We start from the raw sequence: 16,872 nt of genomic DNA on the forward strand, positions 1-16,872 counted from the left end.
GCAATGCGCCGGCCGTATTCACCTATGTGTACCGACGACTCTTGAAGCTGACCGTTTGCTTGTAATCCTCCATCGACCCGACGCGACGGATGTTCGCCCACGTACCCTTGTAGTACGGAATGATGTTGCGGTCCGTCCATGTAGTGGTGACGTTGTCCTGTATTCCGTTGATGTGGCCGAACACCATGAAGGACTGGTCATGCTTCAGTTCGGCTGTCGGATAGGCCATCGCGTACGTAGACCCGAAATCATTGAAGACCTCGACGATGTCGCCGGCGCCAATCCCGAGCCCCTGTGCATCGTCCGGGTTCATTTCGATATACGCCATCGGGTCACGAGCGCGGACGAATTCGTTGTACTGGTCGTGGTACACCGTCTGCCACACCTCATTCGTGCGACCGTTGTTAATCCAGAAGCGGTATTTCGACTTCTGGTCAGCGACCGTCTTCGGCAGACCCGGCCACGGCGAGGGCTTGAACTGGGCCTTGCCGTCTGGCGTGTCGAATTTTCCATCCATGTACATCATTTCGGTGCCGACCAGCTTGCCTCCTTCCCACGCCTTGGCCGGCAGTTGCACTCCGTTGTTAGCCATCACCTTGAGACGTTCATAGGTAACCAGGTTTCCGGTGTCGCCGCCCTGGCTATCTATCTTTTCCACTCCCGGTTGCCCGGCACGACGGAATCCATCGTTGAAGGCGTCCTCTTCGGTCTTCCAGTCAAATCCGTCGAACCGCGCGGCCATCTTCGTGTTGCCATCTTTCTGATACATGGCGCGCAGCGTGTTGGCGACGCGCGCGGCAATGAGACAGTCTGGCATCGCGCTTCCGGGCGGGTCCATGAACCGTTCGGACAGGCGCATGCGGCGCTCACCGTTCATCGACGTCAGATTCATCTCACCCGGGTGCGTTGCGGGCAACATGAGGTGCGCGGCCTCCTGGAGCTTTGTCGGATAGATGTTGATGTTCGTCACGAACAAACCGCCTTTGCTGGTCGCGTCGTAAATCACGTCAACCAGTTGCTCTGTGCTCGCACCACGTGCACCCTGCATCGCGTCTTTCACGATTTGCGAGCGACGCAAGACCACTTCGCGCAATCCCTGCGCATTGTTGCTCGTCTGGAAGTTATTACACGCCCACCACGTCATCATCCGCCCCTTGCCGTGGATGAGTTCCTGGTCGATGTATATCTTCGTGTTGCCGGGATACGGCGGCCTAGTGTATCCCTCCTGGTGTCCGCCCATCCGCACGCAACCCGTACCTCGCCGTCCGACATTGTGAGTGGCCACAGCGACGTCCAGTAGCGACGACTGAATCAGATAATTGTCGTTGCCCCAGATGATGCCCTTTTCATAGGTATGCATCGTTCTCGGAAGCTGCCCCGGCCCCTTCGGTTTATATGACCATTCCGCTGCGGTTTTGATTTTCTCAACCGGCACGCCCGTGATTTTGCTGCACTCGTCGAGTGACAGCTTGTTGGCCTGGACAGCCGCATCAAAGCCATTCGTATGGGCGGCAATGAAATCTTTGTCAATCCATCCCTGCTGGACCACGTAGGTAAAAATCCCGTTGAACAATGCGATGTCAGTGCCCGGCTGAATGTCCAGATGCAGCACGTTGTCTTTTCCGGCTACCTGCTCGGCGACCGCGATGGTCGCCGTGCGCCGCGGGTCCACGAACACAACTTTTGTCTTCGGGAACGCCTCGCCTGGGAAGCGTTGCTTTTTCTTGTCTAGCGTCCCGCCCTGCAGGTTCGGCACCCAGTGGTTGAGGAAGTAGTTCGTCTGTGTTTCGTACGAGTTCGCGCCGATGGACCAGATGACATCGGCTAGTTCAGCATCCTCGTACGAATTGTTCAGTTCGCCGATACCCATCTCGCGAGTCGCGTGACACTCCGAGTTGTACGCGGGCCGGTTGTGGATGCGAACCATCGGCGTTTGCAGCGCCGTGAACATCAGCTTGCCGGACCCCCACGTATTCTCGAATCCGCCACCCGCACCACCATGGTCGAACGCAGAAAAGACAATGCCGCTCGGACCATCCTTGTCGAGCACCTTCTTCAGCAGGCCAGCGTAAAGCGCCATCGCCTGGTCCCAAGTCGTATCCACCCACTGGTCGCTTAGATAGATGCGCGGTTGTCTCAACCGTTCCTGAGTGATTCCGTCCGCCGCGTACATGTACATCGCCATCTTGCCGCCGCGTGTGGAACTCAAGCCACTGTTCACGACGCAGGTCTTGTCCGGAACAATCATGATGGTGTGGCGCGAGCCATCGCGGTCGGTGACCACGTTTTCCATGGCAGGCGTCATGATGAGCGAGAGTGGCGGCACCTGTTTGCGAAAATCAACACCGAGCGCATTCTGGTTCGGCGCGCGGCCACCTTCCTGGTCTTCCGGCCATTTGTACACGTGGTACCCGCATCCAACGATGCAGAAATGGCAGGTCATATTGGTTCGCTGGGCCGTGACCGGCGGTAGCGCAATGCGGTCCTTTTCGGTAGGCATTTTCAGCTCCTCGAACTCAGAGAACATTGGCCTGGCGGCCGTATATCAAACCTTCCACGCCGACTGCTGACACGGTGCCCGTCTTCTCGTCATACTGAAGCCGCACCCGAGGAAGATTTTCGGTGGCCTGTCCGACAATCATCTGTCCGGCCTTTTCTGCGTCGAACATGCTGAAGTGGCATGGACACTTGAAGACCTTCGTCGTCGGCTCGTAGACGACTGGGCACCCCATGTGCGTACACATGGTGCTATAGGCGACGATGTCGCCATCGGGGCCGACGCCACCCGGAACACGGCTCCCAAGCTTGAGAGCTGTGCAGGGTGATGCAGCATCCGGATAGGTGAACGTGACAGGGGCGTTGACCGTCATGCGTCCCACCTGTCCGACGGCCTTTTTCGGGTAAGGGAGCTTCGTCTTGCTGGTATCCACGGGGTTTGCGGCCGAGGCCACGGTGGGTACCAGAGCAGAAGCGGCGGTAGCGGCAATCGAGCCGCCGCCCAACTTCAGGAATGTGCGACGCCGGATTTTGAGTTCGGACATGGTCTCCTCCTCGCTTGAATCTTGCTCGTGTAATCGTTAGCATCGAGCAAACGGCAAGAGGTATGCCATGCGGCCCGACGTCCGCCGGAAGGCTTGTGCCAACACGATTTGAATTCAGCAGACCTGATGGACGCCATTACCGTTCGGTAACGGTTCGTGAGGGGGAGTGAGCCGTTATGTCACCAATTCGTAACATCCGGCGGCGGCAAGTTCTACGCTTCGCGTTAGGCCTTCCACTGCTCTCGTCCTTCAAGCTTGCGACTGCCGGCGAAGGCCCGACGGTTGCGTTCGGCACGACTGCAGTGTTCCTCGATAACGAAATCAGTCTGCTCGACCGTTGGAGCCGCGAGCTTGGTGAGGTATGCAACTCTGATGTGAGGTTTGTGCAGCGCAATAGCTATCGCGAGATTGATGACCTGCTTGCTGAGAACCGGCTCGATGTGGCGTGGGTATGCGGGTTTCCATACGTCACCAACTCACAAACGATGCGCTTGATGGCGATACCGGACTATCAGGGCAAGCCGCTTTATCGGTCATACCTGATTGTCCCTAGAAGCGATACGCAGACGACTCACATCACGCAGCTTCGAAACCGCGTGTTCGCCTTTAGCGACCCACAGTCCAATTCGGGGTTTCTCGTTCCGACGACCGAGCTAATACGTGCGGGCATCCGGCCGACCAGCTTCTTCAAGAAGTCCTTCTTCACATATGCCCACAGAAAAGTCGTTGACGCAGTGACGACCGGACTTGCGGATGCGGGCGAGATTGATGGATACGTCTACGACACTATCGAGAAGCAGTACCCGGAACGTACCCGCGACGTCCGGGTGGCGTGGCGTTCTCCCCAGTACGGTTTTCCGCCGATTGTCGCGCGCCGCTCGCTTGACGACGAATCGTTTCTTCGTATGCAGCGCGCGTTGGTCGGTATGAAAGACCGCCCTGCAGCCCGGGAAGTGTTGCAGCGATTGAACCTCGATGGCTTCGTGCCGGACGACGACAAGGTGTTCGATGGCATACGCCGCCTGGTTGCCATCCTGAACTCTGGGCCAGTTTAGGACCGCGCAGATGCTGTCCCATCTCAGCTACCGTTACAAGATTCCACTCGCGCTGAGCGCAGTCATCCTGCTGACGGAGATACTCGTGACCTTCGCGCTCGTAAGCGTTGCGGTTTCCGATGCCAGAAATGACCTCGAAAGTAGCGCCCAGAATCTGTGCCGCGTCCTCACACTGTCGCTTCGCGACCCGATGGTCAAGGACGACCTGTGGCGTGCCTTCGAAGTGATTCGGACACCGGTGGCGGTCAGGGAGCCCACAAATCCGCTGAAGGAAATCGTTCTGTTCGACTCGAAGGCTCGGGTGTACGCCTCCACGTCTCCCCGCAAGGAACCTGTCCAGCGCCCGGTCGCCCAGCTTCCGGCACAGTTTGGTGCGGTCATCTCACATCTACGAGGTCCAGGCGACCCGTTCTTTTTCGACTTTCCGGGATTACTCGCGAGCCGCGACGTCACCGCCGGCATGCCGGTGAATTCGGACGATGGAAGCCGACTCGGCTATGTGGTTCTGCTCTATGACGCCAATACCTTTTACGGTCGTGTCCGCTCCACGCTGCTCAAGCTAGCTGTGGCTACTGTGCCCGCCTTGCTACTACTCATACCGCTAGGCTGGCTCTGGGGCGACCGGATGGCGAAACCGCTCTTGCGCCTCACGGCCGCCATGGGCCGCATTGGAAAGGAGCACCCTGAAGAAGTTGGCGCGGAAATCACAGTGCAAGGGAACGACGAAATAGGTCAGCTGGAACAACAGTTCCGGGCCATGCTCGCCGAACTGGCGCAGAAACAGGAGTTGGAGAGAGAAGTCGTCGTCGCCGAAAGACTCGCGGCCGTCGGGCAAGTCGCAGCTGGCATCGCGCATGAAATCAACAACCCCCTGGGCGGCATGCTTAACGCTATAGACACACTCAATACGCATGGGGAACCCGACGCCCAAACCCGAAAGACCCTAGGTTTGCTCGAACGAGGTCTCGCGCAAATTCGTTCTACTGTTGGCGCATTGCTGTTTGAGGCGCGGCTGGACTCCCCGGCAATGAGTCTGTCGGACTGGCAGGACTTGAAGCTGTTGATAGCGCCGCAGATACAGGCTAAGCAGGCAGCGTTTCACTGGAACATTCAGTTAGACGAGGCGATAGCATTACCCGCACACCTGGTGCGCCAGCTCGTGCTCAATTTGCTGTTGAACGCGGTGAAGGCCGTGGAGGTTGGCGGGCGCGTTGACTGCCTGGTTGCGGCCAATGGGGTTGGGCTGCAGATAACAGTATCGAACACCGGTCAGCACATTTCGGGCGTGGCCATGGAGCACCTATTCGAGCCGTTCGGGTCGGTTGCCATGGCCGAGGGCCGGCGGTCGCACAGCCTCGGATTGTGGGTGAGTTATCAAATCGTTACGCAGCTCGGTGGCACAATTTCAGTGGATAGCGCACCGGGACGGACGTATTTTGCCGTGCTATTGCCGGTTACTTCTCCATGAATCAGGAGAGCATCATGTCGACCACGCTTATCTGTGTCGTCGAGGACGACCCCATCATGGGGGAGTCGTTGGCCGACCGCTTCCGTCTGGAAGGTTTTGACGTGGACTGGCATACCGACGGCGAATCCGCCCTAGATGCCTTGCAGAACCGACCGTATCAGGCCGTCATCAGCGACATCCGGCTACCCGACATATCGGGTGAAGAACTGTTCTCACGGTCGGTCGCCGCGCATACGTCAGTGCCGCCATTCTTGTTTATCACCGCGTACGCTTCGGTCGACACGGCGGTGTCTCTTCTGAAGAGCGGCGCTGCCGACTACATCACGAAGCCATTCGACATCGGCGCACTGGTCGACAAGGTCAGGCTTCTCACAGGAACGGGCATACCAGACCAGGCCATGCCGGCGCAGAGCGAACTGGGTGTGTCGGAAGCGATGCGGCGCCTTGCGGAACTGGTGCCACGAGTCGCGGGCCGCGCTAAATCGATTCTGATTACAGGCGAGTCGGGCGTTGGCAAGGAAGTGCTCGCACGGTTCATTCATCGACATGCGCCAGGCGACGCGTCGCCGTTCATCGCAGTCAACTGTGGTGCCGTCCCGGAGACGCTTCTCGAGTCTGAATTTTTCGGACACGAACGAGGCGCGTTTACCGGTGCGGAACGGCAAAAGAAAGGCTACTTCGAGCAGGCCGAGGGTGGCACGCTCTTCCTCGATGAGATAGGCGACTTGCCCCTGTCAATGCAAGTGAAGTTGCTGCGGGCGCTACAGGAGCGACGCGTCACGAGAGTCGGCGGTGAGAGAGGGTTCGAAACCACCTTTTGGCTGGTCTGCGCAACGAATCGAGACCTCGCGGAACTGGTCCGGGTCGGGAAGTTTCGGGAGGACCTGTTCTATCGCATCAACATCCTGCAGCTACGCGTCCCGGCACTTCGCGACAGGCCCGACGATGTCCTTTGGCTTGCCCATCGTTTCGTACGCGACATTGCGGGCCGGCTCGGTGAACCAACGAAACTGTTTCATCCGTCCGCCGAAGCGCGATTGGCGACATATAGATGGCCCGGGAACGTGCGAGAGTTGCAGAATCGCCTCGAACGAGCATGCATCGTGTGCTCACGCAATATGCTTTTCTCCTCCGATATTTTCGAGGAGGACGGGTCTCAGGCCGCAGTAGCACTGGATATGGACGCTCCGCTCGACGGCTACATGGCCGCGTGCGAAAACGCATTCATTCGCGCGGCGCTACTGCAGCACCAGGGCCACATTTCCGAGACGGCCCACGCCCTCGGCATCTCCAGAAAGAGCCTTTGGGAGAAGATGCGCAAACATGCGATTGCAGCCGAACCACTTCATTGAATCTCGCTCGTCAATGCCTCAACCTGCAACCGGAGTACGCCCATGGAATCTCATGAGAACGAGCCGCTTGAGACCCGACCGGTCCAGGTGCGTGGCCAGGTACAGGGCATCGGCTACAGAGAGGCCTGTGTACGCCGGGCGACAGCACCAGGCGTCACAGGCTGGGTTCGCAACCGTATGGATGGTTCGGTAGAAGCAATGCTGCAGGGCTCGCCGGAGCAACTGACAGTAATGTGCGCCTGGCTAAGCGACGGGATGTCCGCGGCGCTTGTCGACGCGCTTGAGGTAACTGAGGTGCAGCCACCGTTTGCCCGCTTTGACAACTTCGAACGCTTGCCGACACTGTAAGGGCAAGCAAATCTCTACGATGGGAAGAACGTGTTTTGTCGCACTGCTGCGTGTACTGTTCATATGGCACCAGCAAGTGCCCGCCGATGCAGCAGTCTGGTTTATGCTCCACACGAATACACCAGCGCGGCAACTGATAAAGCTGCCCCGCACGGCTGCCCGACCAATTGCTTATTCGGTGTTTGCGCGTCAAAGTCTCAAATGGAGGAACTATGCCGGGGCGGCATCAGGAACAGCATCGTCTCGAATCTATTAGCTGGTTGCGTGCCGCTGTACTGGGCGCCAATGATGGCATTGTCTCGACGGCTAGCCTCGTCGCCGGCGTGGCATCAGCGCACACCGCTCATGGAAGCGTTGTGCTCACGGCCGTGGCCGGCCTGGTTGCTGGGGCCATGTCAATGGCGACCGGGGAATACGTATCTGTTTCCTCGCAGGCAGATACTGAAAAGGCATCTTTGGTCCAGGAGCAGGCCGAACTCGATGCCGACTTCTCGCGCGAGCATCGGGAATTGGCTGCAATCTACGTGCGTCGCGGTCTGGATTTGCCACTTGCCAGGCAGGTCGCCGAAAAGCTTATGGCGCACGACGCACTGGGGGCTCATGCGCGTGATGAGTTGGGCATTTCGGAGGTTACGTCTGCCCGACCTCTGCAAGCCGCGCTGGCCTCTGCGTGCAGCTTTGCGGCTGGCGCCGTGTTGCCGGTTATCGTTGCGGCACTTGTGCCCGAATCGGTGCTGCTTCCAGCCATAGTTGTTTCTGCTCTGGTTTCGTTGGCCGCGCTGGGCGGCTTGGCCGCGAAAGCTGGCGGGGCGAAAGTTGGCCCAGGCGTTATCCGCGTGGTCTTCTGGAGTGCTCTGGCAATGGGCGTGTCATCAGGCGTCGGCGCTTTGTTTGGTGCGGTAGCCTGAGCGCCAGACTCTGTCAGAGTCGATACTTCGAAGAAAAACCGCGCCAGGAAACCGTCGGGACGCGCTACAACTGCCCACAAATCTTGCGGGCGTTACGTCCACCGGCTTGTCTGCTTCGGCGTTCTTGCTGACACACGTCAACGGAGCGCGACACGAACACCAACCTGACTCCCAATTTGCCGCAACGCAGTCGTATTCACCCTCTGGTTGCCGGTGCGGCCGGGGCCGTCATCTTGGCCAGTTCGACTGGCATCGCGGCGATGACCGGCATTCTTCCCACGTCCCGGGCAACGACTGAGCCTTCGACGCAAGCAATACCGGTCGCCGCTCAAATCGCCAGCGCGCCGGTTGCATCGCCGCAACCAAAGGCCGAGCAACACACCACGCAAGAGGATGCGCCAATCTAGGCCCACGTGCGTCATCACCGTAGTGCTCCGGTTGAGCAGGCTCCGAAATATGCAAACAACGATACGGCTTGCCGTTGCAGCCAGAAGGCTTAAACGGGGCGCAGACTAGCGACAGTTAGAGCGCCGTGATGACGCTGCTGTCGCGTTCGCCTCGTGTTCGTCTTAAGGTGCTTTCGATATTTGCGCAGTCACTATCTATCGTTCACATCTTCGTTCTGGAAGGACTTCCTTTGACAGGTCAGCGTGTGTTCTGCGCCACTCCGCCATCCAAGCAGCGTCCTAACCTCCAGTCTTGGCGCCACATGCCGTGACAACCACGCGGGTCGAGCGCAACGCAAGGCATGGCGCGGGAGTCGTCGTCACAGAGCATCCAACGGAATTTTCAGGTAGCTGACGCCATTGTCCTCGGGGGGTGGAAAATTGCCGGCCCGTATATTCACCTGTACAGACGGCAGGATAAGAACTGGCATCGCAAGCGTTGCGTCGCGTGCCTCACGCATGCTGACGAACTGTTCTTCCGTTACGCCGTCGTGCAAATGGATGTTATGCGCACGCTGCGCGAGCACCGTGGTTTCCCACTCGGGCTTCCGACCCTCGGGTGGATAGTCGTGGCACATGAAGAACCGGACGTCGTCTGGCAGGTCCAGCAGCTTTCGAATCGACCCGTATAGCCTGCGCGCATCGCCTCCGGGGAAGTCACACCGTGCGGTACCGACATCCGGCATGAACAAAGTGTCTCCTACGAACACCTCATCTCCAATCTGGTAGGCCGTGTCGGCCGGGGTATGGCCCGGCACGTACAGCGCTTTTGCCGTCAGGCCACCGATGGAAAATGCCTCGTCTTCGCGGAAAAGATGGTCGAACTGGGAACCATCTACATGAAATCCGGGCTCGAGATTAAAAAGCTTCTTGAAGACCGCCTGAACGGTGCAAATGTGTTCTCCAATTGCAATCTTTCCACCAAGCTCGCCGCGCAAATAATGCGCTGCGGACAGGTGGTCCGCGTGCGCGTGGGTCTCCAGAATCCACTGCACGCCCAGGCCATGCTGGCGAACGAACTCGATGACCTTGTCGGCATTCGTCGTTGAAGTCCGTCCTGCTTTGGGGTCGTAGTCAAGGACCGGGTCAATGACTGCGCATTCTGGATGCCCGGACTGGAAAACCACGTATGTGACCGTACCGGTGACCGGGTCGAAGAACGGTTGAACGATGGGCTGCATCCTGACCTCCTCAGATGCCACCCATTCTATTCATAAATAATCTACAATTCAATATACTATGTATGTGTAAATTATAGGGTGATGAGATGAGGAAGAGGTCCGCGTCAATCGACCTTTCAGTGATGCAGGCCTCCGCGGAGAAAGCCTGTGCGCTGCTGAAGGTGCTGGCAAATCCTGACCGGCTGCTTCTGATGTGCCAGTTGTCCCAGGGCGAGTTGTGTGTGAGCGACCTGGAAGAACAGTTGGGGATACGTCAGCCCACACTCTCCCAACAACTCGGCGTACTTCGCGATAACTCGCTCGTCGAGACACGTCGGGAGGGGAAAAGTATCTTTTACTCCATCGCGAGCAAGGAAGCGATTGCAGTCATGAATGTGCTGTACGACCAGTTTTGCGCCCAATGAAGAGAAGGAGACGTCATGTCGATTGATACAACGAGTTTCACGCCCGGCCTGTCACTGACTGGCGGCCTGGTGATTGGCGCTGCGGCTGCCGTGCTTGTTTTGTTCAATGGACGTATAGCGGGCATCAGCGGCATTCTCGGTGGCCTGCTGAGCGCGCCACAGAAAGATGCGGGATGGCGTGTCGCTTTTCTTGCAGGGCTAATCGGGGCACCTGTGTTGGCAAGTCTGCTTGGGAACCCGATAGCGCCTGATATAGAGGCTGGGTGGACCCAAATAATCGTCGCAGGCTTTCTGGTTGGCATCGGCACGCGTTACGCGAGCGGTTGCACCAGCGGCCACGGTGTCTGCGGCATCTCGCGGGGCTCCGTCCGTTCGCTTGTCGCGACGGCAACATTCATGGCAAGCGGTTGTCTGACTGTATTCGTGTCCAGACATCTGCTGGGAGGCTGAGATGGGTTTGCTCACTGCTTTACTTTCCGGCCTTCTGTTTGGAGTCGGCCTGATGGTGTCCGGCATGGCCAATCCTGCGAAGGTGCTGGGATTTCTCGACCTCGCGGGACGATGGGACCCGTCACTTGCATTCGTAATGGCCGGGGCGATAGCCGTCGGCTCTATCGCGTTCCTGTTTGCAAATCGCCGCAAAAAATCCCTGTTGGGTCTGCCCATGCAGATTCCAGCGAGCACCGCCGTGACGTTGAGACTTGTGTTGGGAAGCGCGGTGTTCGGCGTTGGCTGGGGGCTTGCAGGATTTTGCCCCGGGCCCGCACTGGTCGCCTTGGGCGCTGGCTTTCCGAAGGCATGGGGTTTTGTGGCCGCGATGCTCGGCGGCATGGCCGTGTTCGAGTTCCTCGAGCGCGCGAAGCTGAGTCGGCAGCAAGCCTGAGTTGTTGCGCATTCATTTAAGCGCCGTCCGCGCAAACGCGGTGGCTTTTTGAGGCAGCTGATTGGACAGCATGATTGCAGGCAGTATGTTCCTGAGAGGTGTTGTCGGCCTGATTCTCGCGCTGACGGGTGCTGGCGGTACCATCGCGGCAGTCTCCTTGCCGTTCTTTGTTCTTCGCCTGGATTTGGCCGACGCTTCGCCGCTAGCTGCACTTGCTGTCGGCCTGTCTTCGGGAATGGGGCAATCAGGCACAGGTTGACTACGCGGGAGTCTCATCCAATGAAACCGACCATAATTTTTTCTACGCTTATCGTGATGGCAGCCTTGGCCGCGCCGTTTGAATCTTTCGCGGTGGACGCTGAACGTCAGGCAGAGGTAGCGCAGCGAGGTGCGGAGGTCATGCCGTTCAGCCTCAAGGCCACGACTCACATCTTCACCAAATCGGACGATGGTGGAAACCAGCAGGTGATTGCGAAAAACCCATCCGACAGCGGCCAGATTCGGCTGATTCGTAAGCACCTGCGTGAAATCCAGACGCAGTTTCAGCGTGGTGATTTTTCGGGACCTGCCCGCACTCACGGAACTGACATGCCCGGGTTGGCGCAACTCAGAGCGGCCAAGCCCGGTCAAATATCGATTACGTACAAGGACATTAAAGGTGGAGGCGAGCTTACCTATCGCAGCGATGACCCGAAATTGGTGTCGTCACTTCACGCATGGTTCGACGCGCAGCTCTCGGACCACGGTGCTGACGCGATGGATGGGCATATGCATCATCACCAAGGGATGACGCAGCCATGAGTCCCATGCCGTGGTCCTCTTCGGGGGCTGCCTTGCATCGCAGACACTGGTAGAAATCCGAGCGCGTTGATATTCAGAGCGAGAATTCCTCAAAGGCACTCAACGCATGGGTGGCATACATCATCGATGGACCGCCTCCCATATAGACGGCAGTGCCGAGCACGTCTCCCAGCTCGGCCCTTGTTGTGCCCAGCTTCACCAGCGTCTGGACGTGAAAGCCGATGCAGTCGTCACAGCGGCAGGCAATCGCAATCCCTAACGCGACCAGTTCCCGCGTCTTTCGGTCCAGTGCCCCGTCTTTTGTCCCGGCCGCAGCGAGTTGGCCGAACGCGGTCATCAAGTCAGGCTGTGACGCCCGCATCGCTCGCATCTGAACCGATACCGCGCCTGTCAGGTCTTTGTAGTTGGAAATATTGCTCATGTCTGCTCCTGTCGTTGGCGAGCTTTCAAGGCTGGGAAGTCGTCAGTATCGAATGTTCAGCATGTCTAGTTTGTACTGGCAGGCGGTGGCCCGCCCCGGTATTGCTGCTGCCACATCATGTTGTTCATCATCTCCTGCTGCATCTGCAGGTATTGGTCAGTCATGTATTGACGCTGCCGCAGTTGCTCGGGTGTCAGGCGCGAATAGTAGCCGCCCATATGCCCCCAGCCCCCCATCATTCCGGGCCCAGCGCCCCCCATCATTCCCGGGCCCATTCCATGGCCCATCATCCCCGGGCCCCACATCCCGTGCATGATTGTCATCGCACTTTGCATTGTGGCCCAGTGCTGCTCAAGTAGCTTCTGGCGTTCCTGAGGGTCTTGAGTCTTGCGAATCTGGTCCATCTGTGCCTGCATTGTCTTCATTTGCTCCTGGAGCTGGGCCAGATTCTTATCGAACTCAGCAGCGCCTGGGGGCTGCGTTTTTGAACTGCTTTGCGGTGCACCTGTGTCCTTGGAAGCAGCTTGCAGAACCGGGGATGTCAACGCGATACCGGCAGCCATTGCAACTAGAAGCTTTTTCATATCTCCTCCTTGTGGAAGCGCGACACGGTGACAAGGCGTCTGCAGGCATCGTGCAATACAAGGCTACATGGCAGCACGGACCTTCCCTTGACGCTTGTCAACGAAGCGGCTGGAGTCGACTGGCAAGTGATTTGATTCTCCACGCATGGAAAGTGCCGTTCCATCGCGTGTGACTTGACCGAAGTCAATGACCCGTCCTGCAGAGGGACGAGCATGACGGAGTGGACGCGGCTGCGGTCGGGCCGGACAGGCGGAATTCGTGGGAGCAACGATGAGCAAACTTGAAGTGTTTGAGCCGGCCATGTGCTGCGCGACGGGTGTGTGCGGCGTCGACGTCGACCCGACGCTTGTTCAGTTCAGCGCTGATGTCCGATGGCTTGCTGAACATGGTGTCGAAGTCGTTCGGCACGGCCTCGGACACGACGCGGCAGCCTTTGCTGCCAATCCGGAAGTGGTCCGGGAGCTGCATGCGGGTATGGACCGCCTGCCCATCGTAACGGTGGATGGTCGGGTCATCTCCGTCGGGGTGTATCCGTCACGTGCCCAGTTGATTCAGAAACTGGGCCTCAAGATTTCCGCCGCCGACAAGCCGCACATCAAAGCGGGGGCCTGCAGTTGCAAGCCCGGCGAATGTTAACCGGCGCACCGATATGACACTTCCTGCCGTTACAACTCACCACCTGTTTTTCACCGGCAAGGGCGGCGTCGGTAAGACGTCGCTCGCCTGCGCAACGGCGCTACAGTTGGCTGAAATGGGTAAGACTGTGCTGCTTGTCAGCACCGACCCGGCATCCAATCTCGATGAGGTGCTCGAGACTCAACTTTCCGGGCGGCCGACACCAATCGCCAAGGTTCCAAACCTCCACGCGCTGAACATCGACCCGGAACTCGCAGCGGCCGCCTACCGCGAGCGTATGGTCAGCCCTTATCGAGGCGTGTTGCCCGATGCGGCAATTCGCAGCATGGAGGAGCAGTTTTCCGGTGGCTGCACCGTCGAGATAGCGGCGTTCGACGCCTTTGCCGACCTGTTGGGAGGTAGTGCCACCGCGAATGCGTATGACCACATCATTTTTGACACCGCACCCACGGGGCACACGTTGCGTTTGCTGACACTGCCGTCTGCCTGGAGCAACTTTCTGTCGACAAACACAACCGGCAATTCGTGCCTGGGGCCTCTGGCAGGCCTCGAGCAAAATAGGCAACTGTACGCAGCTGCCGTTGCCGAACTGACCAACCACGACCGCACTACTGTGGTCCTGGTAACCCGACCGGAGGCATCTGCATTCCGTGAGGCGGAGCGAACCCGTGTCGAACTGGCCGACCTCGGGGTCCGAAACCTTGTGCTCGCAGTCAATGGTGTTTTCAAGGCTGTTTCTTCTGACGATGACATTGCTTGCGCAATGGAAGAACAGCAGGCTGTAGCCATAAGGGCAATGCCGCCGGGGCTCGCAGCACTTGCGCGAAGCGAAACGGGCTTCATTCCCAGGGGATTGGTTGGGTTGACCGCGTTGAAGGCGTATTTGCAACCGGAGCAGATTCCCGCGTCCAGGGCAGATACCCCGTTGAGTATTAAGCTGCCTGGTGGCCTTTTGCCGCTCATTGACGACCTTGAGAAGACGGGACATGGCCTTGTCATGACGATGGGCAAGGGTGGCGTTGGCAAGACGACGGTGGCTGCGGCGATAGCACTTGAACTGGCTCAGCGCGGGCACGCAGTCCTGCTTTCTACGACGGACCCGGCCGCGCATGTGGCGTGGACTCTTCAGGAATCGCTGCCGGGTCTAACAGTAAGTCGCATCGACCCGGAACTGGAGGTCAACCGCTATCGCGATGAGGTTCTTGCCAAGGCCGGTGCTCAACTCGATGCCCAGGGGAAGGCGATGCTCGAGGAAGACCTGCGGTCGCCGTGCACAGAGGAAATAGCAGTTTTTCGCGCATTCGCGCGAACGGTGGATGAGGCCCGGGACTCGTTCGTGATACTGGACACGGCTCCGACCGGGCACACCATCCTGCTGATGGACTCGGCGGAGGCCTACCATCGCGAAGTCATGCGCACCCAGGGTGATATGCCAGAAGCGGTTCGCCAGCTATTGCCACGTCTGCGCGACCCCGATTTCACGCGCGTACTTATCGTGACGCTCGCCGAGGCGACGCCTGTTCATGAGGCGGAGCGACTGCAAGCCGACCTCCGGCGGGCCCAGATTGAACCGTATGCCTGGGTTATTGACCAAAGTCTGCTCGCAAGCGGCACCCACGACACGGCACTCGCCGAACGAGGGCGCTACGAGGTGCCGTTTATCGAGCGCGTGATGAAGCAGGATGCGAAGCGGGTTGTGTTGTTGCCTTGGCAGGCGACCCCGCCCGTTGGTCTACACGGGCTGGAAGAATTGGCTCGCGGACATTGACGGATGGAGCGAACAGCGTGCGCTGGCCCGTGCTCACACGAGCACGAGGCCGGCCAAAATTTGCCGCATCGATTTCGACTGGCGGAATCCCGGCGTGAAGGCTGCTGGGCCGTCACACTTCCCGTTCGTACCAACGTCGCGACGCGTTGACCACTTTTACGACGGCTAGCATGACCGGCACTTCGATAAGAACACCAACCACAGTCGCCAGTGCAGCTCCCGATTTGAGACCGAAGAGGCTAATCGCCGTCGCGACCGCCAGCTCAAAGAAGTTCGATGCGCCAATTAGACATGACGGCGCTGCAACATCGTGAGACACACCGAGCTTCCGGTTGGCCAGATAGGCGAGTGACGAATTGACAACCACCTGAATCAGGATGGGCACCGCCAGAAGCAGAATGACCAGCGGTTGCGCGATGATTTGCTCGCCCTGGAATGCAAACAGCAGCACCAGCGTCAACAGCAGTGCAGTGATGGAGAACGGTCCGATTTTCGCCAGCGCACTCTGGAAATGCTGCTCGCCCTTTCGAAGCAGAAACTTGCGGAGTATCTGGGCGATGATGACTGGGATGACGATGTAGAGCACCACCGACGTGAGCAGCGTATCCCACGGCACCGTAATGTTCGAGATGCCGAGAAGCAGTCCCACGACCGGAGCAAATGCGAAGACCATAATCAGGTCATTGAGCGCAACCTGCGACAGCGTGAAATACGGGTCACCCTTGGTGAGTTGACTCCAGACAAAGACCATCGCCGTGCACGGTGCTGCAGCCAACAGAATTAGACCGGCGACATAGCTATCCAGCTGGTCGGCGGGCAACAGCGAAGCGAACGCGTGTCGCACAAAGACCCAAGCCAGAAATGCCATCGTGAATGGTTTGACCGCCCAGTTAATGACGAGCGTCACACCGATGCCTTTCAACTGGCTGCGAACTTTTCCCAGTGAAGCAAAGTCGATGCGCAGTAGCATCGGAATAATCATTACCCAAATCAGAATCCCGACCGGAATGTTGACGTGGGCAAGCTCGAGCGTGGATACGGTATGCACAGCCCCGGGCAACAACTTGCCGAGAACGATGCCGGCCACGATGCACAGCGCGACCCAGACGGACAGATAGCGTTCGAAGAATCCGATACCGCTGGGCGCCCGGCGAGTGGTTTTCGCAGCGGCTTGACTGCCAGCCATCATTACTCTCCCTTCTCGCGCAGAGACGTACCGATGCTCTGCATTTGCTGCTGGATTGCCAGGCGGTCGAGTTTTTCGAGCGGGAGGTTCGCGAAAAGCTCTATGCGCTTTTTCATCTGCACGAAAGCCTGCAAAAATGCCCTGTGCTTGTCCTCGTCCGAACCTTCCGCCTTCGATGGGTCTGCCACGCCCCAATGCGCCTTCGCCGGGTGGCCCGGCCAAATCGGGCAGACTTCGCCTGCTGCATCGTCACAGACCGTGAAGATGAAGTCCATTTGCGGCGCGCCTTCTTCAGCGAACTCGTCCCAGCTCTTGCTACGCAGCCCATCCGTCTGAATGCCCTGTGAGTCAAGCAGGGCGATTGCATAAGGGTTTGGCGCCGTTCCTGG

19 protein-coding genes are annotated in these 16,872 nt (G+C 58.6%); 12 read left to right on the forward strand and 7 right to left on the reverse strand.

Annotation, left to right across the window (positions count from 1 at the left end; translation table 11 throughout):
• Window positions 1-22: 22 nt before the first annotated feature.
• A complete protein-coding gene (locus P0D80_RS43150) occupies window positions 23-2,500 on the reverse strand; it encodes an arsenate reductase (azurin) large subunit (protein WP_408293078.1) in 2,478 nt (825 codons plus the stop codon).
• A 16-nt stretch (window positions 2,501-2,516) separates the two neighbouring features.
• Window positions 2,517-3,041, reverse strand: coding sequence for an arsenate reductase (azurin) small subunit (locus P0D80_RS43155; protein ID WP_310042955.1), 525 nt, complete (start codon window positions 3,039-3,041; stop codon window positions 2,517-2,519).
• Window positions 3,042-3,217: 176 nt separating this feature from the next.
• Between P0D80_RS43155 and P0D80_RS43160 the strand changes: the two genes are divergently transcribed.
• From P0D80_RS43160 to P0D80_RS43180, 5 genes are all read left to right on the forward strand, one after another.
• On the forward strand, window positions 3,218-4,096 hold the full coding sequence (locus P0D80_RS43160) for a substrate-binding domain-containing protein (protein WP_408293083.1): 879 nt from the start codon (window positions 3,218-3,220) through the stop codon (window positions 4,094-4,096).
• A gap of 10 nt (window positions 4,097-4,106) precedes the next feature.
• Window positions 4,107-5,564 carry a sensor histidine kinase gene (locus P0D80_RS43165; RefSeq protein ID WP_408293087.1) on the forward strand — a complete coding sequence of 486 codons (1,458 nt, stop codon included), beginning with the start codon at window positions 4,107-4,109 and terminating at the stop codon, window positions 5,562-5,564.
• 14 nt (window positions 5,565-5,578) lie between these two features.
• Window positions 5,579-6,916 carry a sigma-54-dependent transcriptional regulator gene (locus P0D80_RS43170; protein WP_408293090.1) on the forward strand — a complete coding sequence of 446 codons (1,338 nt, stop codon included), beginning with the start codon at window positions 5,579-5,581 and terminating at the stop codon, window positions 6,914-6,916.
• Window positions 6,917-6,958: 42 nt separating this feature from the next.
• Window positions 6,959-7,264, forward strand: coding sequence for an acylphosphatase (locus tag P0D80_RS43175; protein ID WP_408293093.1), 306 nt, complete (start codon window positions 6,959-6,961; stop codon window positions 7,262-7,264).
• A 212-nt stretch (window positions 7,265-7,476) separates the two neighbouring features.
• On the forward strand, window positions 7,477-8,172 hold the full coding sequence (locus P0D80_RS43180; protein ID WP_408293096.1) for a VIT1/CCC1 transporter family protein: 696 nt from the start codon (window positions 7,477-7,479) through the stop codon (window positions 8,170-8,172).
• A gap of 766 nt (window positions 8,173-8,938) precedes the next feature.
• Here P0D80_RS43180 and P0D80_RS43185 read toward each other — a convergent pair.
• Window positions 8,939-9,799: an MBL fold metallo-hydrolase gene (locus P0D80_RS43185; RefSeq protein ID WP_408293100.1), complete on the reverse strand. Its 861-nt coding sequence runs from the start codon at window positions 9,797-9,799 to the stop codon at window positions 8,939-8,941.
• Window positions 9,800-9,885: 86 nt separating this feature from the next.
• On the opposite strand from P0D80_RS43185, the gene P0D80_RS43190 reads away from it, so the two are divergent.
• The 5 genes from P0D80_RS43190 to P0D80_RS43210 all read left to right on the forward strand — a co-directional run bounded on the left by P0D80_RS43190 (window position 9,886) and on the right by P0D80_RS43210 (window position 11,887).
• Complete coding sequence (locus tag P0D80_RS43190) at window positions 9,886-10,203, forward strand: metalloregulator ArsR/SmtB family transcription factor (protein ID WP_408293103.1); 318 nt, start codon at window positions 9,886-9,888, stop codon at window positions 10,201-10,203.
• A 15-nt stretch (window positions 10,204-10,218) separates the two neighbouring features.
• The gene (locus P0D80_RS43195; RefSeq protein WP_408293106.1) at window positions 10,219-10,653 is read left to right on the forward strand and encodes a YeeE/YedE family protein; all 435 of its coding nucleotides are present in this window, start codon (window positions 10,219-10,221) and stop codon (window positions 10,651-10,653) included.
• 1 nt (window position 10,654) lies between these two features.
• Window positions 10,655-11,086 carry a DUF6691 family protein gene (locus P0D80_RS43200; protein ID WP_408293109.1) on the forward strand — a complete coding sequence of 144 codons (432 nt, stop codon included), beginning with the start codon at window positions 10,655-10,657 and terminating at the stop codon, window positions 11,084-11,086.
• Window positions 11,087-11,147: 61 nt separating this feature from the next.
• On the forward strand, window positions 11,148-11,345 hold the full coding sequence (locus tag P0D80_RS43205) for a hypothetical protein (protein WP_408293112.1): 198 nt from the start codon (window positions 11,148-11,150) through the stop codon (window positions 11,343-11,345).
• A gap of 20 nt (window positions 11,346-11,365) precedes the next feature.
• Window positions 11,366-11,887: an aspartate carbamoyltransferase gene (locus tag P0D80_RS43210; protein ID WP_408293115.1), complete on the forward strand. Its 522-nt coding sequence runs from the start codon at window positions 11,366-11,368 to the stop codon at window positions 11,885-11,887.
• A gap of 73 nt (window positions 11,888-11,960) precedes the next feature.
• Here the strand turns inward: P0D80_RS43210 and P0D80_RS43215 are convergent, their stop codons facing one another.
• A complete protein-coding gene (locus P0D80_RS43215) occupies window positions 11,961-12,308 on the reverse strand; it encodes a carboxymuconolactone decarboxylase family protein (RefSeq protein WP_408293118.1) in 348 nt (115 codons plus the stop codon).
• Window positions 12,309-12,373: 65 nt separating this feature from the next.
• The gene (locus P0D80_RS43220; protein ID WP_408293121.1) at window positions 12,374-12,892 is read right to left on the reverse strand and encodes a hypothetical protein; all 519 of its coding nucleotides are present in this window, start codon (window positions 12,890-12,892) and stop codon (window positions 12,374-12,376) included.
• Window positions 12,893-13,163: 271 nt separating this feature from the next.
• Here P0D80_RS43220 and arsD point away from each other — a divergent pair, with 271 nt between their 5' ends.
• Window positions 13,164-13,529, forward strand: coding sequence for an arsenite efflux transporter metallochaperone ArsD (arsD, locus tag P0D80_RS43225; RefSeq protein ID WP_408293124.1), 366 nt, complete (start codon window positions 13,164-13,166; stop codon window positions 13,527-13,529).
• A gap of 13 nt (window positions 13,530-13,542) precedes the next feature.
• Window positions 13,543-15,297 carry an arsenical pump-driving ATPase gene (gene arsA, locus P0D80_RS43230; protein ID WP_408293127.1) on the forward strand — a complete coding sequence of 585 codons (1,755 nt, stop codon included), beginning with the start codon at window positions 13,543-13,545 and terminating at the stop codon, window positions 15,295-15,297.
• Between the two features lie 112 nt (window positions 15,298-15,409).
• Here the strand turns inward: arsA and arsB are convergent, their stop codons facing one another.
• Together arsB and P0D80_RS43240 are read right to left on the reverse strand one after the other, a co-directional pair.
• Window positions 15,410-16,483, reverse strand: a complete 1,074-nt coding sequence (gene arsB, locus P0D80_RS43235) for an ACR3 family arsenite efflux transporter (RefSeq protein ID WP_408293136.1) — start codon at window positions 16,481-16,483, stop codon at window positions 15,410-15,412.
• Window positions 16,484-16,485: 2 nt separating this feature from the next.
• Window positions 16,486-16,872, reverse strand: a 387-nt coding sequence (locus P0D80_RS43240; protein ID WP_408293130.1) for an arsenate reductase ArsC, incomplete at its 5' end; no start/stop codon positions are given.

The organism is Paraburkholderia sp. RL17-373-BIF-A (genome assembly GCF_046030175.1).
GTDB lineage: Bacteria > Pseudomonadota > Gammaproteobacteria > Burkholderiales > Burkholderiaceae > Paraburkholderia.